Genomic DNA, 19,186 nt, shown 5'->3' on the forward strand with positions numbered 1-19,186 from the left:
TGCATAGAGACCCAGAGGATGCCCATGTCCAGATTCGCCCTCACTGTCACCTGCCCGTCGACCCGCGGGATTATTGCCGCCATCGCCAATTACATGGCCGACAGCGGCTGCAACATCACCGACAGCTCGCAATATGACGATCTGGAGACCGGCCAGTTCTTCATGCGCGTCAGCTTCACCTCGCAGCAGGGCAAGTCGCTGGACGAGCTGAAGGCGGGCTTTGGCGAAACCGCCAAGAAGTTCTCGATGAACTTCGACTTCCATGACGAATCGCGGAAGATGAAGGTCATCATCATGGTCAGCCGCTTTGGCCATTGCCTGAACGACCTGCTCTACCGCTGGCGCATCGGGGCGCTGCCGATTGATATCGTCGCGGTGATTTCGAACCACATGGACTATCAAAAGGTCGTGGTGAACCACGACATTCCTTACTACTGCGTCAAGGTTACCAAAGAGAACAAACCGCAGGCCGAGGCCGAGCAGATGCGCATCGTGCGCGACTCGGGGGCCGAGCTGATCGTTCTGGCGCGCTATATGCAGGTGTTGTCGGATCAGATGTGCAAGGAAATGTCGGGGCGGATCATCAACATCCACCACTCGTTCCTGCCGTCGTTCAAGGGCGCAAACCCCTACAAGCAGGCCTTTGAAAAAGGCGTGAAGCTGATCGGGGCAACCTCGCATTACGTGACCGCCGATCTGGACGAAGGCCCGATCATCGAACAGGACATCATCCGCGTGAGCCATGCCCAGTCGAATGAAGACTATGTCTCGCTTGGCCGCGATGTCGAGGCTGCGGTCCTGTCGCGCGCCATCCACGCCCATGTGCATCGCCGCGTCTTCCTGAACGGCAACAAGACAGTCGTGTTCCCGGCCTCGCCCGGCTCCTACGCCTCAGAACGCATGGGCTGAGACGTTTCAGCTTTAGGCAGCGTGAAAAAGGTCGGGTCAGTCCCGGCCTTTTTGCGTTCTTGCTGCTGCGCAATGCTTGTGCATCGAGGCAATTCCCCTGCGGAGGTGCTGGATTTGATGTCTGCAATCTGAGCAAGGTCGAAAAATCTGCCCTTTTTTCGGGCAAAGCGGCGCAGGGCGCAGGGCAGCAGGCGCTGCGTCGCAGCATGTGCGTTGATTGCACAAATCCGAGTCTGTTTGCTCTCCCTGCGGCCACGACACGCAAGAACGCGGGGCCGAAGAACAGGGAAGCCGCGCGGGCGAAATCCGGTGCGGAGAAACAGACAGGATTGCCGCTTGCAGAAACGGGGCCGCTGACGCGCAGTCCCCGGTCGGGGGCGGCTTGCAACGGGGGAACCTTCATGAACTTCACACGTCGCACGCTTTTGGCAACTGTTGCCGCCGCGATCGCCGCACCGGTCGTGTCGCCGCGCTTTGCCTTTGCACAGGAAGAGCCGATCCGGGTCGGCATCCTGCACTCGCTGTCCGGAACCATGGCAATTTCGGAAACCACGCTCAAAGACACCATGCTGATGCTGATCGAGGCTCAGAACGCCAAGGGCGGTCTTCTGGGCCGCAAGCTTGAGGCGGTGGTGGTTGATCCGGCTTCGGACTGGCCGCTTTTCGCCGAAAAGGCGCGCGAGCTTCTGACCGTGTCGAAGGTCGACGTGATGTTCGGCTGCTGGACAAGCGTCAGCCGCAAATCGGTGCTGCCGGTCATTGAAGAGCTGAACGGCCTTCTGTTCTACCCGGTGCAGTACGAAGGTGAGGAAAGCTCGAAGAACGTCTTCTACACCGGCGCCGCGCCGAACCAGCAGGCAATCCCGGCCGTCGACTACTATCTGAACGAGCTTGGAGTACAGAAGTTTGCGCTGCTTGGCACCGACTATGTGTACCCGCGCACCACGAACAACATCCTCGAAAGCTACCTGATCTCGAAGGGTATCCCGAAAGAGGACATCTTCGTGAACTACACCCCCTTCGGCCATTCCGACTGGTCGAAGATTGTGGCCGATGTCGTGGCCCTTGGCGCGGACGGCAAGAAGGTCGGCGTCGTCTCGACGATCAACGGCGATGCCAACATCGGCTTCTACAAGGAGCTCGCGGCAGCGGGTGTGACCGCAGACCGCATCCCGGTCGTCGCCTTCTCGGTCGGCGAGGAGGAACTGTCGGGTCTGGATACCTCGAACCTCGTTGGCCACCTTGCCGCATGGAACTACTTCATGTCGGCTGACACGCCGGAGAATGCCGAGTTCATCAAAGCGTGGAAGGCCTTCATCAAGGACGACAAGCGCGTCACCAACGACCCGATGGAGGCCCATTACATCGGCTTCAACATGTGGGTGAATGCAGTGACCCAGGCAGGCACCACAGCCGTTGATCCGGTGATCGAGGCCATGATCGGCCAGAAGTTCCCGAACCTGACGGGCGGCGTGGCCGAGATGCTGCCCAACCACCACCTGACCAAGCCCGTGCTGATCGGCGAGATCCGCGCCGATGGCCAGTTCGACATCATCAGCCAGACCGAGCCGGTTCCGGGCGACGCCTGGACCGACTTCCTGCCCGCCTCTGCGGTGCTGGAGTCGGATTGGAAAGACCTGAAGTGCGGCATGTACAACACCGAGACCAAGACCTGCGTGCAGCTGACGTCGAACTACTGAGCCGAGCCGCGAGGGGGTACTGCCCCCTCGCCCATTTTTGACGGGGTCCGCATGTTCCGCATACTTCTGCCGCTGGTGATGGCGGTCTGTCTGGCGTTGCCGGTCTTCGCCCAGGGCCTGCCCGAGGTTCTGGCAACCGAGCGGGCCAAGATCGAAAAGCCCTCGCGTCAATCCATCGGGCCGGTGATCGATGCGATCGTGGCCACGGGCGATCCCGCCGCCGCGCGGATGCTGGCCGCCTGGGCCGAGCGCAAGCTGGGTCAGCGCAAGGCCGATGGCGCCTTCTTCATTCTGGAAAAGGCGGATGAGGGCTGGGCGCTGACGGGCCTCGACGGTGCCCCCGCCGGTACCGCCCTCAAGGCAGATATGGTAGAGTTGAAGCCCAATGCGGGCGTGCGCGAGCTGATCGGGGCGGCGCTTGTGCAATTCACCCTGTCAGACCCCGATCCGGCCCAGCGTGCCCGCGCGCTGGATGCCATTGCCAAATCACCGTCAGAGACCCAGCTAGAGCCCCTGCGCGCGGCGATTGCCACAGAGGCCGATCCGGTGCTCAGAGCCCGCAAAGAACGGCTCGAACGTTTCCTGACCCTGCAATTCGACCCGGATATCGAAGCGCGGGTTGCGGCCATAGAAAGCTTCCGGGGCGATACTGCGCTCGACGTGCGCGCCGCGCTGAACCCCCTGCTTGCCACAACGCGCAAGGCTGCCATTGCATTGCCCGAAGGCGCCAATATCGCAGCCACCTTGCGCCCCGGCTCCGATCTGACAGAGGTTGAGGCCTATGACCTGCTGGTCGCGGCGAACCTCGCCCCTGCGCGCCTGACGTCCGAGGCGCAGAAAGCGGCCCTTGCCGCGAACCTGTCAAATGGTCAGGTGGCGGGCGTTCCCGTGGCTGATCTGGCCACCCGCGAAGGGCGCGATCGCGCCTATGAGGCGATGGAGAAGGCGGGCACGGTGCCGACCGCCGCAACCGATGCCGAGGTTGACGCCGCGTTGCAGGCGCATGTCTTCTTTGACGAATACACCCAGCCCGATGCCCGGATCACCTCTGCCGCGCGAGCGACGCTGGGCAGCATCGATACCCGCGTCGGTCTGATGACGGCGACGGATCTCGCGCTTGATGCGCTGTCGCTTGCCTCGATCTACTTCCTCGCGGCCATCGGCCTTGCCATCACATTCGGCGTCATGCGCGTGATCAACATGGCGCATGGCGAGTTCATCATGATGGGTGCCTATACCGGCTACGTCGTGCAGCAACTGATCCCGAACTATACGGTTTCCATCATTGTCGCGCTGCCGATGGCCTTTGCCGTCACCTTCATGGCGGGCGTCGCGATGGAGCGGCTGGTCATCCGCCACCTTTATCGCCGACCGCTTGAGACGCTGCTTGCAACCTTCGGCATCTCGATCGCGCTTCAGCAGATCGCGAAGAACATCTTTGGCACGCAGGCCCGTCCGCTGACCTCACCCGCCTGGCTCGATGGGGCGCTGGTCTTCAATGATGTGATCTCGATCAGCTATATCCGCATCGCGATCTTCGTGCTGGCGCTTCTGTTCCTGGGCTTCTTCCTGTGGCTGATGAAGCGGACCCGGCTGGGGCTTGAGGTGCGTGCCGTCACGCAGAACCCCGCGATGGCCGCCAGCATGGGGATCGATCCCGGTCGCATCAACATGCTGACCTTCGGGCTGGGCTCTGGCATCGCGGGAATCGCCGGTGTGGCCATCGGGCTCTTTGCCAAGGTCACGTCCGAGCTTGGCTCCGACTACATCGTGCAAAGCTTCATGACCGTTGTGGTTGGTGGTGTCGGCAACATCTGGGGGGCGCTGGCCGGCGCTGCCATGATCGGCGGCTTCCAGAAGGTGATCGAGTGGCTCAATCCGGCCAATACGCTGGCCGCACAAACCTACATGATCCTCTTCATCATCCTGTTCATCCAGTTCCGTCCCCGGGGGATCATCGCCCTCAAGGGACGCGCGGCCGGAGACTGATCCCATGTTCGCAAGCACCCCACGCTATATCCCTTCACTCTGGCCCGAAAACCTGACGGGGCGCGCGGGGGGTGTGACGCCCCTCGCATCAACCGGAAAGGCCCCGGCATGACCCGTAGCTTTCTTGCGCGCAATCCCTCGGTCCTGTGGTTCCTGCTGATCCTTTCGGCCTTTACGCTTGTGGTCACCCTGCTGGCAGAGGGGTTCGGCCTCGGCCTGATCCCCACGGCCTTCGTCAAGGTTTTGGGCAAGACGCTCTGCCTGTGCCTCGTTGCCCTCGCGATGGATCTGATCTGGGGCTATACCGGCATCCTGTCTCTCGGCCACATGGCCTTCTTCGCGCTTGGCGGCTACATGCTGGGCATGTGGCTGATGTATGCCCGCACCGAAGAGATCGTGGTGCAGTCCCTTGCCGGCAGCCCTATCCCCGCAACGCCGGACGAAGTTGCGCAAGGCGTGGCGACACAGATCTTCGGTGTGGTCGGCGCGTCGGAACTGCCAGTCGTATGGTCCTTTGCCCATAGTGCATGGCTGCAATTGCCCCTTGTCCTTATTGTGCCGGGGCTTTTTGCCTTGATATTCGGCTGGCTTGCCTTCCGTGCGCGGGTGAACGGGGTGTATCTCTCGATCCTGACACAGGCGATGACGCTGGCGCTGGCGCTCTATCTCTTTCAGAACGACTCGGGCCTGCGCGGCAATAACGGGCTTTCGGGGCTGCAAAACCTGCCGGGCCTTGGCGAGGTGCCGCAATCGACGCTGTCGATCAGTTTCTTCCTCGCCTCGGCCGCGCTGCTTGCGGCAGGCTATGTCACCCTTGCCTGGATCACCGCAGGAAAATTCGGCAGCGCCCTGCGCGCCATCCGCGATGACGAACAGCGGCTGCGATTCCTTGGCTACCCCGTCGAGGGTTACAAGCTCTTCGTCTTTACGCTGACCGCGATGATCGCGGCCATCGCGGGCGCGCTTTACTACCCGCAGGCGGGCATCATCAACCCGGCCGAACTTGCGCCCATCGCCTCGATCTATCTGGCGGTCTGGGTGGCCATCGGCGGGCGGGGCCGGCTTTATGGCGCGGTGATCGGGGCGGCTTTCGTCTCGCTTCTGTCCTCGTGGTTCACGGGTGGCACCGCGCCGTCGATCCCGCTGGGGTTCTACACGATCCACTGGGTTGACTGGTGGACGGTGCTTCTGGGCCTCTCGTTCGTGCTGGTTACCCTGTTTGCGCCCAAAGGCATCGGCGGGCTTTTCGACCGGTTCGCCCATATCGGCACCCCGGAACGGCATGGCGCCGACCTTGGACCCGATGCCGGTTCCCTGCAGGAAAGGGAGGCGCAGGAATGAGTGCACTTCTCGAGGTCTCTGGCGTCTCCGTTACCTTTGACGGCTTCCGCGCCATCAACAACCTGTCCTTCGCGATCGGCCCGCAAGAGTTGCGCGCGGTGATCGGGCCGAATGGAGCGGGAAAGACCACCTTCATGGATATCGTCACCGGCAAGACCCGGCCCGACGAGGGGAGCGTCACCTTTGGCGAAACCCCGCGGTCCCTGCTGAAGATGTCCGAGGCGCAAATCGCCCGTGCCGGGATCGGTCGAAAGTTCCAGCGCCCCACCGTTTTCGAGGATCAGACGGTCTCCGAGAACCTGATGCTCGCGCTTAAGGCCAATCGCGCACCGTGGCGGGTGCTCTTCTGGCGCGAGACGGCAGCCGACCGGACCCGCGTCGCCGATCTGGCCGGGCAGGTGGGGCTGGGGTCTCAACTTGCCCGCAAGGCAGGCGAGTTGAGCCACGGCCAGAAGCAATGGCTGGAGATCGCGATGCTGCTGGCGCAGGAACCGCGGCTGCTGCTGGTTGACGAACCTGCGGCAGGCATGAGTTTCATCGAGCGCGAGCAGACCACCGCCCTTCTGGTGGAGCTTGCGAAAACCCGCGCCGTCGTCGTGGTCGAGCACGACATGGAATTCATCCGGCGATTGAACTGCAAGGTCACCGTGCTGCACGAAGGCTCGGTCCTGGCAGAGGGCAGTCTTGACCATGTGACCAAGAACCCTGCCGTCATCGAAGTTTATCTGGGGCGCTGAGAATGCTGACAACCCAAGGCCTGACCCTGCACTATGGCGGCAGCCAGATTCTGCACGGGATCGATATCGAGGCGCGGGCAGGTGTTGTGACCTGCGTCATGGGCACAAATGGCGTGGGCAAGACCTCGCTTCTGAAGGCATTGGCGGGCACGCATCCACGCACGGCCGGAAGCGTTACGCTGGACGGTGAAAGCCTGCCCATCCTGCCCGCGCAACAGATGGCGCGGCGCGGGCTTGCGGTGGTGCCGCAGGGGCGGATGATCTTTCCATTGCTGACGGTCAAGGAGAACCTTGAAACCGGCTTTGCGCTTCTGCCGCGATCGGAACACAAGGTGCCCGATGAAATCTATGATCTTTTCCCGGTGCTGAAAGAGATGGGCCATCGTCGCGGGGGCGATCTGTCGGGTGGCCAGCAGCAGCAACTTGCGATCGCGCGAGCCATGATCATGCGCCCGAAAGTCCTGTTGCTGGACGAGCCGACCGAGGGCATTCAGCCCAATATCATTCAGCAGATCGGCCGTGTGATCCAGTATCTGAAGGCCAAGGGCAACATGGCGATCATCCTTGTCGAGCAGTACTTTGATTTTGCCTATGATCTTGGCGACCACTTCTACGTCCTGAAGCGCGGCGAGGTGACCCTGACCCATCCGAAGGAAGGGCTGACCCGGCAGGCGTTGCAAGGCGCGCTCAGCATCTAAGAAATATACGGGTTCAGGTCGTGATTTTGCGCGGGATGAATTGATTCCCGCGCGCTGTGGGCTTACGCAAAGTCATGATCACGCAGAAGATGAAATACGCCCTCAAGGCGCTTCTGGCCCTTGCCGACGAGGCCGCGCGCCCCTCTCCGCAACCCTTGACGATCGAAGAGATCGCCAAGCGTTCGGGTGCGCCCAAGCGGTTTCTGGAACATATCCTGCTTGAGATCCGCAACGCCGGGGCCATCGCCTCGATCCGGGGCCGCTCGGGTGGCTATAGCCTGATCAAGGCGCCGCGGGATATCTCGATCTCGGAAATGCTGCGGCTGATTGACGGGCCGATCGCCCCGTTGCCCTGCCTGTCGCGCCGGTCCTACCAACGCTGCGAGGACTGTACGGACGAGGCGAGCTGCCGCATCCGCAAGGTTTTTGCCGAGGTGTTCTGGTCATACCTTCTGATCATCGAATCGCTGACGCTGGAGGACATGCTCCGGTCATCTGAAGTCGCAGCCAGCGTGCTGCTCGAAGCGCCTGCCGGCGAATAACGGCTCTCAGTGCAGTTCCGCCGGGGGCGCCAGGACCCGCGATGCACCGCCCAGTGCCGAAGCCCCCGCATCGGTGCCGGTGATCATCGTCTCAATCCCGGCACCCTCGGGCACATCCCCGAAGACCCAGACCCCTTCGGTCGAGGCGCGCCAGGCAAGGCGGCAGGTGCCGCCGCAATCGTCAACCGTCAATGTGCCCGATATCTCGAAACCATCCTCCAGTGTGCTGGCGGCGATCGCAGCCGACAGGTGGCGCGCAAGATAGGCGCCGGGCTGGCAGGCCGCGCCATTGCGCGGACACAGTTGGCACATTCGGCGGACCGACGACATGGCAGGCCCAGCGGGCCGCGCGGCGGAACTCTTCATACGCTCTCCTTCCGGGGCACCCCGCCCGGCGAATGATGGTGTCAGCGATGGCAGGTCTCCTGACTTGCGGGTCATCGCGCGTCCCTTGCCTTCCCGGCCTTGCGGCCAGTGGCGGTCAGGGGGCGCTCTCCGCTTACAGTTGCGGGGGCAGTCGCGGATTTGGCGCCGGGGCGCCGCACCGTGTTCCCTTTTCACCCGGCCTTGATGCCGGGCACCATCTCTGTGCCCGAAGGTCGCGCGGGCTGGCCGCCGATGCGCGCCTGTCTGCGTCCTGTTCCGGTCTGCGGGCGACATGCCCCCCTCTGGCCTTCCGGTGCGGGGAGGGATAGGTTCAGCGACCCCAAGACCCTGGAGTCCCGCATGACTGTTGACCGCATCCCCGTCACCCTGATCACCGGCTATCTTGGGGCGGGCAAGACCACGCTGCTCAATGCGCTTCTGGCCAATCCCGGCATGGCAAAGGTGGCGGTGCTGATCAACGAATTCGGGGACGTGGGGCTGGATCACGACCTGATCGTGGAATCCACCGAAGAAATGGTGCTGCTGGAATCGGGCTGCATGTGCTGCGCGGTGCGCGGAGACCTGACCCGTGCGATGTCGGATCTGTCAGAGCGTCGCCGTGCCGGAACCGCCCAGTTCGACCGGCTTGTGATCGAGACGTCAGGCCTCGCCGATCCCGGGCCGATCCTGCATACGCTTCTGGTCGAGTCGGCGCTGGCCGAGGCCTACCGCATGGATGGTGTGGTCACGCTGGCAGATGCCGCTCATGGGCCGGCGACGCTCGATCAGGGGTTTGAGGCCGTGGCGCAGATCGCGATGGCGGATCTGATCGTGGTGACCAAGGCCGATCTGGTGACGCCTGCGGCCCTTGCAGCGTTCCAGCGGCGCCTGCGCGGCATAGCACCCACCGCCCGGCAGATCGTGGCCGAGCGTGGGCAGGTCGCGCCGGGCGCGCTGTTCGGACTGGGGTTGCCCAAGGAAGACAGCGCGGCCAGTGGTGCCGAGGCCTGGGTGAATGCGACCTCCACACCCAAGCCTCTGCCGGCGCTGACCACCTTTGGCTCGCAGCACGGGCTTTTCGGGGCGGCCTTCACTGCAGCACCGGTTGCCGCGCGCCATGATGATCGCATCCGATCGGTCTCGGCCACCATCGACCAGCCGATCCATCCGGGACTTTTCAACATCTGGATCGACACGCTGATCCAGTTGCGCGGGCCTGACATCCTGCGCTTCAAGGCATTGATCTGGCTGGAGGGCGAGGACGAGCCCTATGCCATCCACGGCGTGCAGCATGTCTTTGACCCGCCGGTGAAGCTTGCCCGCGCACCCGGCGGTGATCGCAAGAGCCGCATCGTGATCATCGGCCGCGACCTTGCCGAGGGCGTTCTGGAAGAGACGCTCGCCTTTCTGAACAGCCCGACGACGGCGCTGCGGTAACGACGCAGGGGGCGCTCGCGCCCCCTCGGCGCGTGCCGCGCCTCACCCCCCGAGGATATTTCGGAAAGGAAAGCCCGAACGCGGAGCGATTCTTGGGGGTGGTGGCTGGGATTAACCCCGCGTTTACTTTTGTGCACCAGGCTGGCGACATGTCAGACCGCCCGCCCGTCTTTTCAGAAGCCCCCCTTCCGCTCTTCGCGCCCAATGGTGACGTGGATGAAGCGGTGGGCGGCGCGCTAACGGGGCGATTGCCGTCGTACATCGCAGATCATCGCAAACGCCTTCGCAGCCGCTTCATGGAGGGCGGGGCGGCGGCCATGCCGGACTATGAGCTGCTGGAATTGGTGCTTTTTCGGGCCATTCCCCGGCAGGATGTCAAACCGCTGGCGCGCCTGCTGCTCGATACATTTGGCGATTTCAACCGCGTGATCTCGGCCCCGGTCGCGCGGCTGCAGGCGGTGAAGGGGGTGGGCGATGCGGTCGTGCAAGAGCTGAAGATCGTCGAGGCGGCGGCACAGCGGCTGGCGCGTGCGCGCGTGATGCAGCGCCCCGTTCTGTCATCATGGAACGCGCTTGTGGACTATTGCCACACTGCCATGGCGCATCTTGAGACCGAGCAATTCCGCATCCTGTTTCTGGATCGCAAGAATGTTCTGGTCGCCGATGAAGAACAGGCGCGCGGCACGGTCGATCATGTGCCGGTCTATCCGCGCGAGGTGGTCAAGCGTGCGCTGGAACTGAATGCATCGGCGTTGATCCTTGTGCACAACCACCCCTCGGGCGATCCTTCCCCCTCAGATGCCGATATTGCGATGACCGCGCAGATCCGTGATGCCGCCGAAACGCTGGGCATCGTTCTGCACGATCACCTGATCATCGGGAAAGAGCGGGAGCTGAGCTTCAGGGCGTCTGGCTATCTGTAGCCCCCTTGGGGCGTAGCCAGACCTCGACCCGACGGTTTGACCGGCGGCCAGCGGCGGTGGTGTCGCAGGCCATCGGCAAAGCCTCACCAAAGGCCATGACGCCTGGCAAGGGCTGATCCGGGGGAAGGTCGGTTGCCTTTTCGGTCAGGGACTGCAGCACCGCCATCGCCCGGCTTTCTGACAGTTGCAGGTTGGCCTCGGCATTGCCTGATCCGTCCGAGAAGCCCACAAGGATGACCTCCTCTCCGCGGAAAGCGTCTGTCGCCAACATCCGGGCGAGCATCGTCAGGTTATCACGACTATTGGCATCCAGCGTGCTGGAGCCATCCTCGAAGCGGAAGGTCAGCGACAGCCGCTCAGAGTCGCGCATCACATTCGCAAGCTGTTTCAGGGTCTCGAGCCTGACATCGTCGCCTGCACCCATAATGGCGTTCAGCAGGCGCAGACCATCATCCGTCATCGGCTGCGATTCCGGGGTGCGGTCAACAAAGCCAGCTTTGGCAACGGCGGCCTGTGCGGCAGGATGGTCCAGAAATTCCAGAAACTCGCGCCCGAACAGGGGCAGGCGCCGACGCGGGGTCAGCAACTGGACCGGCATGGTCAGCGGATAGTCCTCGGCCTTGACCGAGGCGCGAGCGGGGATCAGAGGGAAGCCGCAGCTGTCGGTCATGGGCAGGGATCGTGCCTCGCCCCGCGCCGACTGGCCGGTGATCGCAAGCGCCCAAGGGTCACGCGCGACGGCTGCGGCCAGCGCTTCGGCGCTGTCATGTTCAACCACCGCGGCCACATCACGCCCTAGGCGCGCGGCCAGTGCCTCTTGCAAGGACGAATCGCGGCGCAGGGCATGAAGCGCGATCGGCATGTCCGGGCCACCGACCTCCTTCCAGTTGCCGAACTTGCCTGAGAGCGCGGCCGCAAGATCGGCTGTCGAAATGCGCGGCAGCCGGTTGTCGCGCGCAGCGATCGGGATCAGCGCATCAAGCGCAATCGGTCGCGCACCAAATCCCTTGTCGGCGGTCAGCGAGACCGCCATGTCGGCGCTGCCCTTCAGGAGTGCTGCGCGCGAGTCCTCGGGCGTGGCAGGAGCGAAGGTGACCCGCGCGAGCAATGTGCCGGTGGCTGGGTCGCTCAATTCCGCGACAAAGCCCATGTCCAAAGGGTCTGTCGAGAGGGTCAGGCCACGGGTCGCGGCATAGGCTTGAAGCAATCCGGGCAAGAGCTGACTGCCCTGCTCGGCCGCGCCGGTGATGCGCAGATGCGCGAAGGTTGCTGTCATGTCAGGACATCCGGGACCTTCGCAGATCACGCCCTCTCCATCGACGGTCAGTGGACCATATTTGGTATCCACCCGGTAGAATTCACCGTCAAATCCGACCAGCGCACCCTCGATCGACAAAGATCCGTCCCGCGCGGTCAATGTGACGTCTTGCGCCTTGACGCCCTGCGCTGAAACCAGAAGCGCGGCGAGGACCGCCGCGCGCAAGACCTGCAATACCATCCGTGACCCGTCTGTTGACCGGCCCCTTACCTAACAGCAACTTCCATGTCGGGCACGATGTTTTTCAACACCAGCACCCCGCCGGGCACACTACAGTCAGGCATGGCGAGCGTCACATCCGAAACGGAAACCTTGCCGCCGACCGACGAGACCGCCTCGCCCAGCATCTCGCGCCCGCAGGTCGAGGGAGTCACCACCGCCTCGACCATCACCTCGGCCTCGCCCTGAGGCGGGAAGGTATAGATCTGCGCCTGCATCGGCAGGCTGACGCTGCTGTCCCCAAGCACGGTCAGGTACCCGCCCTTGGGGGCTGTGCCGTCTACGGGGAATCCGGTGTTGGTGATATTGATGTTCCCGGGCGTGCCGAAGTCGGCGCCGTCCTCATAGGCCTGCAGATCGAAGCGGTCGTTGTCCATCCATTGCACGGCAAAGCGGTGTAGCTCTTTCACCTCGGGCACCTCGACGCGTCCCAGCACATCTGATCCGTCGATGAAGTTGACGGTGACGCGGGCCTGTTCCTCCATCGCCGGCAGATCAAGCGTCAGCTTGCCGTCAAGCGTGGTGCGCCCGGTGATTGCAAGGCCACCGTGCTTGATGACGACACGCTGGTCACCATGGCAGGGCGCGCTGAGAGAGAGGCCGATCATGGCCTGGCTCTTTGCCAACAGGTCGAGTTGCAGCGGGCAGGATTTCTCTTCCGTGACGGCCTCGGCAGTTGCCAGAACGGCACCGGTGGCAGCAGGCGGGTCGATCTTCAGTGTTGCGGCATCCGTCCCGGCAGACAGTTGCTCGATCTTTTCGGGTTTGGGTGTCGTCTCTGCACGCTCAGCCGCGCGCGACTGCACGAAGTGGCCCGTGCCAAGACCTACGGCAAGCAACGATATAGCCAATGCAAGTCGGCGTTGCAGGTTCATGGCACCACTCCTGTGCGATTCCGCAGTCAGAACTATCGGCGGAATCTGGCCGAGTCGTGGCAAAAGCGGGGAATGTTTCCAGCCCTTAAAGGCAAAACGGGGGCCGAAGCCCCTGTTTCGATTCAGATCTGCGCGGAAAATCAGGCAAGCCGGCCGTGGCAATGCTTGTACTTCTCGCCCGAGCCACAAGGGCAGGGGTCATTGCGGGCGATGTTCGACCAGGCCGGATCAGGCTGAGCCGCCGCCTGTGCAGGCGCCGGTTCTGGCTGGGGTGCCGCGGGCGGCGCCTCGGCCTCTGCCGCAGCCGCACGCTGTTGGGCCATGTATTGCTCGACCATCGCCTGTTGTTCTTCTGCCGAGATCGGCCGGATCAATGCTAGGCGTTGCGTCACCTCTGCGCGCAGGCTTTCCAGCATGTTTTCAAACAGCGTGAAGGCTTCGGTCTTGTACTCCGACAGCGGATCGCGCTGTGCGTAGCCGCGGAAGCCCACGACCGAGCGCAGATGTTCCAGACGCAAAAGGTGGTCGCGCCACTTGCCGTCAATCGTCTGCAGCAGAAGCTGCTTTTCGATCGAGCGCATGTTCTCAGGCCCAAAGGCGGCGAGTTTCCCGTCCATCAGCTCGTCCGAGGCCTTTTCCAGACGTTCGCGGATGACATCCTGATCCACGCCCTCTTCACGCGCCCAGTCAATTAGCGGAACGTTCAAGCCCAGCTTCTCTATCGCAGCCGCGTAGAGCCCTTCGGTGTTCCATTGTTCGGGGTAGGATTTCGACGGCATGAAATCCTCGACCAGATCATCGATGACCTGATAGCGCATGTCCTGCACGATCTCGGACAGATCCTCGGCCTGCATGATCTCCAGCCGCTGCGCGAAGATCGCCTTGCGCTGGTCGTTCATCACGTCGTCGAACTTCAGAAGCTGTTTGCGGATGTCGAAGTTGCGCCCCTCGACCTTGGCCTGAGCGCGTTCCAGCGACTTGTTGACCCAGGGGTGGACGATCGCCTCGCCCTCTTTCATCCCCAGCTTCGACAGCACGCTTTCCAACCGCTCTGACCCGAAGATGCGCATCAGATCGTCTTCCAGCGACAGGAAGAAGGACGACCGGCCCGGGTCACCCTGACGGCCAGAGCGGCCGCGCAGCTGGTTGTCGATCCGGCGGCTTTCGTGACGCTCGGTGCCAAGAACGAACAGACCGCCGGCGGCCAGGACCCTGGCCTTCTCTTCGGCATGTTCCGCCTCGATGCGCGCGCGCACCTCATCGGGGTGCAGGTGCGGATCGGCGGTGATCGCCTCCAGCACCTTCATCTCGACATTGCCGCCCAGCTGAATGTCGGTGCCGCGTCCGGCCATGTTGGTGGCGATGGTCACCGCGCCAAACCGACCGGCATCGGCGACGATCTGGGCCTCTTGCTCGTGCTGGCGGGCGTTCAGCACGTTATGCGCGATGCCCTCCTGCTTCAGCAGGCCCGACAGGAATTCCGACTTTTCGATCGAGGTTGTGCCGACAAGGATCGGCTGGCCCTTCTCGTTGGCCTCCTTGATCGCCTTGACGATGCCCTCATATTTCTCGCGTGCGGTGCGATAGACCTGATCGTGGTCGTCGATCCGTTGCACCGGGCGGTTCGTCGGCACTTCGACCACGCCCAGCTTGTAGATCTCCATGAACTCTTCAGCTTCGGTCATGGCGGTGCCGGTCATGCCGGCCAGCTTTCCATAGAGACGGAAGTAGTTCTGGAAGGTCACCGATGCCAGCGTGACGTTTTCGGGCTGGATCTGGACCTGCTCCTTGGCCTCGATCGCCTGATGCAGGCCGTCCGAAAGACGGCGGCCGCGCATCATGCGGCCGGTGAACTCGTCAATCAGCATCACCTCGCCATCGCGCACGATATAGTTCTGGTCCTTGTGGAACAGCTTGTGGGCGCGCAGGGCCTGATTGAGGTGATGCACCAGCGTGGTGCTTTCGGGATCATAAAGCGTCTGGTCGTCGGGCAAGAGGCCAAGCTGGCGCATCCGACCCTCGATGAACTCGTTGCCTTCTTCGGTAAAGGTCGCGTTGCGGGCTTTTTCGTCCAGCTTGAAATGCGCCTCGGTCAATTCCGGCATCAGGGCGTCGACCTTCTGGTAGAGGTCGCTGCGGTCCTGGCTGGGGCCCGAGATGATCAGCGGCGTTCGCGCCTCATCGACAAGGATCGAGTCGACCTCGTCCACGATGGCGTAGAAATGGCCACGCTGCATCATCTCGTCGATGCTGCCCTTCATGTTGTCGCGCAGATAGTCGAAGCCCAGTTCGTTGTTCGTGGCATAGGTGATGTCGGCCAGATATGCGGCGCGCTTCTCGGCCTCGGGCTGATAGGGGTAGACGACCCCGCAGGTCAGGCCGAGCGCGGCATAGACCTTGCCCATCCACTCGCTGTCGCGCCGCGCCAGATAGTCGTTGACCGTGACGACATGCACGCCCTTGCCGGCCAGCGCATTCAGATAGGCCGGAAAGGTTGCCATAAGGGTCTTGCCCTCACCGGTCTTCATCTCGGCAATATTGCCCTGATGCAGGAAGATGCCCGCCTTCAGCTGCACGTCAAAAGCGCGCAAGCCAAGCGCGCGGCGCGCGGCCTCGCGGCAGTTGGCAAAGGCTTCGGGCAGCACGGCATCCAGGCTTTCGCCCTTGGATTGCACGCGTTCCTGAAGGGCGCGGGTGCGCTCAATCAGGCCTTCATCTGACAGCGCCTGAAATTCGGGTTCCAGCGCGTTGATCCTTGCGACCAGCGGACGAACCGATTTCACCTTGCGGTCATTGGGTGTTCCAAAGACCTTGCGCGCAAGCGTTCCGAGACCAAGCATGTTTTCTCCGCAGTCCCTTCTGACAAGATCGTGCGAACCCGAGAGCGACCGGAGAGGCCCATGGGCCTTGCCCGCCTCACCCAGCTTTCATAGAAGAACCCGGAAAGGCGCGAAGGTGCCCCGTCTCGCGCGACCTTCGCGATGTAAGGGGGCCAGAGGCCCAAGTCAACGTGGCGCGATGGGCGCCCCGGATCAGGAGACGGTGAAAATGGCGAAAAAGATCACTTACCTTGGGGCGCTGGCCTTCGGTGCGGCGCTTCTGGCGTCTCCGCTTGCTGCGCAGGATGCGCCGACCGCTGATACGGTCGTGGCGACGGTGAACGGCACCAGCATCACCCTGGGCGAGATGATCGCGACCCGCGCGACCCTGCCCGAGCAGTACAAGCAGCTGCCCGATGACGTGCTGTTCAAGGGCATTCTTGACCAACTGGTGCAGCAGACGCTGCTTTCCCAGAAGGTCGAGCCGAACCTGACCAAGAGCCAGCTGACCCGACTGGCGAATGAGCGCCGCTCGGCCGTATCGGCGATTGCAATCGACGACATCCTGAAGGTCGCGGTCAACGACCAGACCCTGCAGGCCGCCTATGATGCCGCCTACAAGGACTTCAAGCCGGGCACCGAATACCACGCGGCCCATATCCTTGTGGACAGCGAAGAGAAGGCCGCAGAGATCAAGGCGCAGATCGAGGGCGGTCTGGCCTTTGCCGATGCGGCCAAGACCCATGGCACCGATGGCACCGCAGCCTCGGGCGGTGATCTGGGCTGGTTCGGGACGGGCATGATGGTCAAGCCGTTCGAGGACGCCGTGACCTCGATGAAGGCCGGTGAGCTGAAGGGCCCGGTCAAGACCGACTTCGGCTGGCACCTCATTCAGCTGATCGAGACCCGCCCGGCAGCCGCCCCCACGCTGGACGATGTGCGCGATGAGCTTGCGGCAGAACTTGAGCAGAAGGCCGTTGCGGCCGAGATCGAGAGCCTGACTGCCGCCGCAAAGGTCGAGAAGCCCGGCGAGGGGATTGACCCGGCGGTGCTGAAGGACGAAACCCTTCTGGACAAGTGATCCCGCGAAAGGGGCAAGGACATGGCCAAGACCGACTGGAAAGCCGAAGCGAAGTCGCTGAAGAAAAAGCTGAAGAAAAAGGTCGAAGAGCTGACCCATCAGCTTGACCAGTTCCGAGGCGCCCCGGCGCCCGCGAAGGCTGCCAAACCGGTCTCACCCCTTGCCCCTGCCGCCTTCCCGGTTCTTCCGGTGATCAAGGGCGCCGCCTTCGCCGCCATCGGCGCGGGCATCAAATATCAGAACCGTCGCGACGTGATGCTGGTCAGCCTTTGTCCCGGCACGACAATCGCGGGCGTCTTCACCCGCTCGACCACCCGCTCGGGCTGCGTGCGTGATTGCCAGGAAAAGCTCTCCCTGAAAGCGCCAGCCGGTGCTGGCGCGGCCATCGTGGTGAACTCGGGCAATTCCAACGCGTTTACCGGCAAGGTTGGCGACAGGGCCGTGGCCGAGGTGACGGGTGCCGCAGCCGCCGCTCTTGGCATCCCCGCGGACCGCGTCTTTTCCTCGTCGACCGGGGTGATCGGTGAGCCGCTTCCCTATGAGAAAATCACCGCAGTGCTTCCGGCGCTGGTTGCCGATCTGAAGGAACAGTCGATCCAGATGGCTGCCGAGGCGATCATGACGACCGATACCTTCCCCAAGGGTGCCAGCGCCGTGATCGAGGGCGAGGGTGGGGCCATCCATATCTCTGGTATCGCCAAGGGCTCGGGCATGATCGCTCCTGATATGGCGACGATGCTGGTCTATATCTTCACCGACGCCAAGATCAGCGCGGCCAATCTGCAGAAGATGGTCGCGCGCCACACCGAGGCGACCTTCAACTCGATCACCGTTGACAGCGATACCTCCACTTCGGACACGCTGCTGATCGCCGCGACAGGCCAGAGCCCGGCGGCCGAGATCAAGACGGGTGCCGTGGCCAAGGCATTCGAGGCCGCCCTGCACGACGTCATGCTGAACCTTGCCCATCAGGTGGTAAAGGATGGTGAAGGCGCCACCAAGTTCGTTGAGGTGCGTGTGACGGGCGCGGCCAGCGATGCCGACGCCGCCCGTGTCGCCCGCGCCATCGCCGACAGCCCTCTGGTCAAGACTGCCGTTGCCGGCGAGGACCCGAACTGGGGCCGTATTGTCGCGGCCATTGGCAAATCCGGCGCAGAAGCCGATCGCGACAAGCTGCGCATCAGCTTTGGCGACATCATCGTTGCCGAAAAAGGCTGGAAGGCCAAGTCCTACACCGAGGAGGCTGGCGCTGCCTATATGAAGGGGCAAGAGCTTGTGATCTCTGTCGATCTGGGACTGGGACGTGGCAAGCGCACGATCTGGACCTGCGACCTGACCAGCCGCTATATCGAGATCAACGCGGACTATCGCTCCTGATCTTCTTCTTTTCTCAAATATCCCGGGGGTCCGGGGGCAGGGCCCCCGGCGCCTCCGGCCTAGCGGAACCCATCCGATGAAGCTACTTCTTGTCGCCGCTGTCGCGCTGATCGATGCCGATGGCCGTGTTCTTCTGGCCCAGCGTCCCGAAGGTAAGTCGCTTGCCGGTCTATGGGAGTTTCCGGGCGGCAAGGTCGAGCCGGGCGAATCCCCCGAAGCCTGCCTGATCCGCGAGTTGAAGGAAGAGCTTGGCATCGACACCTGGAAAAGCTGTCTTGCGCCCCTGACCTTTGCCAGTCACGCCTATGAGGACTTCCATCTGCTGATGCCGCTTTTCGCCTGCCGCCGGTGGGAAGGGATCCCGATGGGGCAGGAAGGACAGAGAATCGCTTGGGTGCGCGCTGACCGCCTGACGGACTATCCGATGCCCCCGGCCGACATTCCGCTGCTGCCGATCCTGCGCGATTGGCTTTGATCGGGCAACAATATTTGCCCTGAAGCTGTACCGGCCAAAGAATTTCGATTGATTTCAACTTCAGGTTAGGCATTCTTCAGTCACGGATGCGCGATTGGGGGGAGACATGCTGCGTACCATTTCACTGAGTTCCTGCATTTCGGTGCAGGGGATCGTCGTCGGCAAGACGCATGACGGCAAGCTGCTGGTTCGGGTAGATGACAAGACGTTCGTCGGCTATCCGGTCAGCGCCGCGCACGGCTGACTCCGGATCGCGATTTCAGGGCTGAAAGGCGCCGGGTGGAAACCCCGGCGCCTTTCCATTTTGGGGCCCGTTGGATTGGCATGGCCGAAACGGAAAAGGCCGGGCAATTGCCCGGCCTTTTCCGTTTCGGCCATCG

17 protein-coding genes and 1 riboswitch are annotated in these 19,186 nt (G+C 62.9%); of the genes, 13 read left to right on the top strand and 4 right to left on the bottom strand.

The genetic code is table 11. The features are described 5' to 3' along the window. Positions 1 to 24 precede the first annotated feature (24 nt). The 7 genes from purU (at position 25) to FQU74_RS17105 (ending at position 7,916) form a co-directional block, all read left to right on the top strand. Positions 25 to 909: a formyltetrahydrofolate deformylase gene (purU, locus tag FQU74_RS17075; RefSeq protein WP_146287691.1), complete on the top strand. Its 885-nt coding sequence runs from the start codon at positions 25 to 27 to the stop codon at positions 907 to 909. A gap of 401 nt (positions 910 to 1,310) precedes the next feature. Beyond that, complete coding sequence (urtA, locus tag FQU74_RS17080; RefSeq protein ID WP_146287692.1) at positions 1,311 to 2,609, top strand: urea ABC transporter substrate-binding protein; 1,299 nt, start codon at positions 1,311 to 1,313, stop codon at positions 2,607 to 2,609. Between the two features lie 51 nt (positions 2,610 to 2,660). Next, positions 2,661 to 4,598 carry an urea ABC transporter permease subunit UrtB gene (gene urtB, locus FQU74_RS17085; RefSeq protein ID WP_146287693.1) on the top strand — a complete coding sequence of 646 codons (1,938 nt, stop codon included), beginning with the start codon at positions 2,661 to 2,663 and terminating at the stop codon, positions 4,596 to 4,598. 108 nt (positions 4,599 to 4,706) lie between these two features. Beyond that, positions 4,707 to 5,939: an urea ABC transporter permease subunit UrtC gene (gene urtC / locus FQU74_RS17090; RefSeq protein ID WP_146287694.1), complete on the top strand. Its 1,233-nt coding sequence runs from the start codon at positions 4,707 to 4,709 to the stop codon at positions 5,937 to 5,939. Continuing rightward, on the top strand, positions 5,936 to 6,676 hold the full coding sequence (urtD, locus tag FQU74_RS17095) for an urea ABC transporter ATP-binding protein UrtD (protein WP_146287695.1): 741 nt from the start codon (positions 5,936 to 5,938) through the stop codon (positions 6,674 to 6,676). Before urtC ends, urtD begins: the two co-directional genes overlap by 4 nt. A 2-nt stretch (positions 6,677 to 6,678) precedes the next feature. Further along, the gene (gene urtE, locus FQU74_RS17100) at positions 6,679 to 7,374 is read left to right on the top strand and encodes an urea ABC transporter ATP-binding subunit UrtE (RefSeq protein ID WP_146287696.1); all 696 of its coding nucleotides are present in this window, start codon (positions 6,679 to 6,681) and stop codon (positions 7,372 to 7,374) included. A gap of 74 nt (positions 7,375 to 7,448) precedes the next feature. Then, on the top strand, positions 7,449 to 7,916 hold the full coding sequence (locus FQU74_RS17105; protein ID WP_146287697.1) for an RrF2 family transcriptional regulator: 468 nt from the start codon (positions 7,449 to 7,451) through the stop codon (positions 7,914 to 7,916). A gap of 6 nt (positions 7,917 to 7,922) precedes the next feature. On the opposite strand, the gene FQU74_RS17110 is transcribed toward FQU74_RS17105, so the two are convergent. After that, on the bottom strand, positions 7,923 to 8,282 hold the full coding sequence (locus FQU74_RS17110) for a hypothetical protein (protein ID WP_146287698.1): 360 nt from the start codon (positions 8,280 to 8,282) through the stop codon (positions 7,923 to 7,925). A 32-nt stretch (positions 8,283 to 8,314) separates the two neighbouring features. Further along, a riboswitch (cobalamin riboswitch) is annotated at positions 8,315 to 8,516 on the bottom strand. 126 nt (positions 8,517 to 8,642) lie between these two features. Here FQU74_RS17110 and FQU74_RS17115 point away from each other — a divergent pair. Next, positions 8,643 to 9,719 (top strand): CobW family GTP-binding protein, encoded by a 1,077-nt coding sequence (locus FQU74_RS17115; RefSeq protein WP_158635625.1) that lies wholly within the window; start codon positions 8,643 to 8,645, stop codon positions 9,717 to 9,719. A gap of 149 nt (positions 9,720 to 9,868) precedes the next feature. After that, on the top strand, positions 9,869 to 10,642 hold the full coding sequence (radC, locus tag FQU74_RS17120) for a RadC family protein (RefSeq protein WP_146287700.1): 774 nt from the start codon (positions 9,869 to 9,871) through the stop codon (positions 10,640 to 10,642). Here radC and FQU74_RS17125 read toward each other — a convergent pair. From FQU74_RS17125 to secA, 3 genes are all read right to left on the bottom strand, one after another. Beyond that, complete coding sequence (locus tag FQU74_RS17125) at positions 10,620 to 12,140, bottom strand: phosphate ABC transporter substrate-binding/OmpA family protein (RefSeq protein ID WP_146287701.1); 1,521 nt, start codon at positions 12,138 to 12,140, stop codon at positions 10,620 to 10,622. The genes radC and FQU74_RS17125 overlap by 23 nt on opposite strands. Positions 12,141 to 12,166: 26 nt before the next feature. Beyond that, on the bottom strand, positions 12,167 to 13,054 hold the full coding sequence (locus FQU74_RS17130; protein WP_146287702.1) for a hypothetical protein: 888 nt from the start codon (positions 13,052 to 13,054) through the stop codon (positions 12,167 to 12,169). A 140-nt stretch (positions 13,055 to 13,194) separates the two neighbouring features. Beyond that, on the bottom strand, positions 13,195 to 15,894 hold the full coding sequence (secA, locus tag FQU74_RS17135; RefSeq protein WP_146287703.1) for a preprotein translocase subunit SecA: 2,700 nt from the start codon (positions 15,892 to 15,894) through the stop codon (positions 13,195 to 13,197). Between the two features lie 208 nt (positions 15,895 to 16,102). Between secA and FQU74_RS17140 the strand changes: the two genes are divergently transcribed. The 4 genes from FQU74_RS17140 to FQU74_RS19430 all read left to right on the top strand — a co-directional run bounded on the left by FQU74_RS17140 (position 16,103) and on the right by FQU74_RS19430 (position 19,050). Continuing rightward, complete coding sequence (locus tag FQU74_RS17140) at positions 16,103 to 16,954, top strand: peptidylprolyl isomerase (RefSeq protein WP_146287704.1); 852 nt, start codon at positions 16,103 to 16,105, stop codon at positions 16,952 to 16,954. A 21-nt stretch (positions 16,955 to 16,975) separates the two neighbouring features. Then, complete coding sequence (argJ, locus tag FQU74_RS17145; protein ID WP_146287705.1) at positions 16,976 to 18,331, top strand: bifunctional glutamate N-acetyltransferase/amino-acid acetyltransferase ArgJ; 1,356 nt, start codon at positions 16,976 to 16,978, stop codon at positions 18,329 to 18,331. Positions 18,332 to 18,407: 76 nt separating this feature from the next. Further along, positions 18,408 to 18,806 carry a (deoxy)nucleoside triphosphate pyrophosphohydrolase gene (locus tag FQU74_RS17150; protein WP_146287706.1) on the top strand — a complete coding sequence of 133 codons (399 nt, stop codon included), beginning with the start codon at positions 18,408 to 18,410 and terminating at the stop codon, positions 18,804 to 18,806. A gap of 106 nt (positions 18,807 to 18,912) precedes the next feature. Further along, entirely contained in the window at positions 18,913 to 19,050 is a 138-nt protein-coding gene (locus FQU74_RS19430; protein WP_170246259.1) for a hypothetical protein, read from the top strand. Positions 19,051 to 19,186 lie beyond the last annotated feature (136 nt).

The organism is Gemmobacter aquaticus (assembly GCF_007859075.1).
GTDB lineage: Bacteria > Pseudomonadota > Alphaproteobacteria > Rhodobacterales > Rhodobacteraceae > Gemmobacter > Gemmobacter aquaticus.

Excerpts from the sequence above, each read along its gene's own strand:
- FQU74_RS17150 (WP_146287706.1), top strand. The coding sequence starts at position 18,408 with ATGAAGCTACTTCTTGTCGCCGCTGTCGCGCTGATCGATGCCGATGGC.
- FQU74_RS17105 (WP_146287697.1), top strand. The coding sequence starts at position 7,449 with ATGATCACGCAGAAGATGAAATACGCCCTCAAGGCGCTTCTGGCCCTT.
- urtC (WP_146287694.1), top strand. The coding sequence starts at position 4,707 with ATGACCCGTAGCTTTCTTGCGCGCAATCCCTCGGTCCTGTGGTTCCTG.
- secA (WP_146287703.1), bottom strand. The coding sequence starts at position 15,894 with ATGCTTGGTCTCGGAACGCTTGCGCGCAAGGTCTTTGGAACACCCAAT.
- urtB (WP_146287693.1), top strand. The coding sequence starts at position 2,661 with ATGTTCCGCATACTTCTGCCGCTGGTGATGGCGGTCTGTCTGGCGTTG.
- urtA (WP_146287692.1), top strand. The coding sequence starts at position 1,311 with ATGAACTTCACACGTCGCACGCTTTTGGCAACTGTTGCCGCCGCGATC.
- argJ (WP_146287705.1), top strand. The coding sequence starts at position 16,976 with ATGGCCAAGACCGACTGGAAAGCCGAAGCGAAGTCGCTGAAGAAAAAG.
- FQU74_RS17115 (WP_158635625.1), top strand. The coding sequence starts at position 8,643 with ATGACTGTTGACCGCATCCCCGTCACCCTGATCACCGGCTATCTTGGG.
- urtE (WP_146287696.1), top strand. The coding sequence starts at position 6,679 with ATGCTGACAACCCAAGGCCTGACCCTGCACTATGGCGGCAGCCAGATT.
- FQU74_RS17110 (WP_146287698.1), bottom strand. The coding sequence starts at position 8,282 with ATGAAGAGTTCCGCCGCGCGGCCCGCTGGGCCTGCCATGTCGTCGGTC.
- FQU74_RS17130 (WP_146287702.1), bottom strand. The coding sequence starts at position 13,054 with ATGAACCTGCAACGCCGACTTGCATTGGCTATATCGTTGCTTGCCGTA.
- FQU74_RS17125 (WP_146287701.1), bottom strand. The coding sequence starts at position 12,140 with ATGGTATTGCAGGTCTTGCGCGCGGCGGTCCTCGCCGCGCTTCTGGTT.
- FQU74_RS19430 (WP_170246259.1), top strand. The coding sequence starts at position 18,913 with ATGCTGCGTACCATTTCACTGAGTTCCTGCATTTCGGTGCAGGGGATC.
- FQU74_RS17140 (WP_146287704.1), top strand. The coding sequence starts at position 16,103 with ATGGCGAAAAAGATCACTTACCTTGGGGCGCTGGCCTTCGGTGCGGCG.
- radC (WP_146287700.1), top strand. The coding sequence starts at position 9,869 with ATGTCAGACCGCCCGCCCGTCTTTTCAGAAGCCCCCCTTCCGCTCTTC.
- purU (WP_146287691.1), top strand. The coding sequence starts at position 25 with ATGTCCAGATTCGCCCTCACTGTCACCTGCCCGTCGACCCGCGGGATT.
- urtD (WP_146287695.1), top strand. The coding sequence starts at position 5,936 with ATGAGTGCACTTCTCGAGGTCTCTGGCGTCTCCGTTACCTTTGACGGC.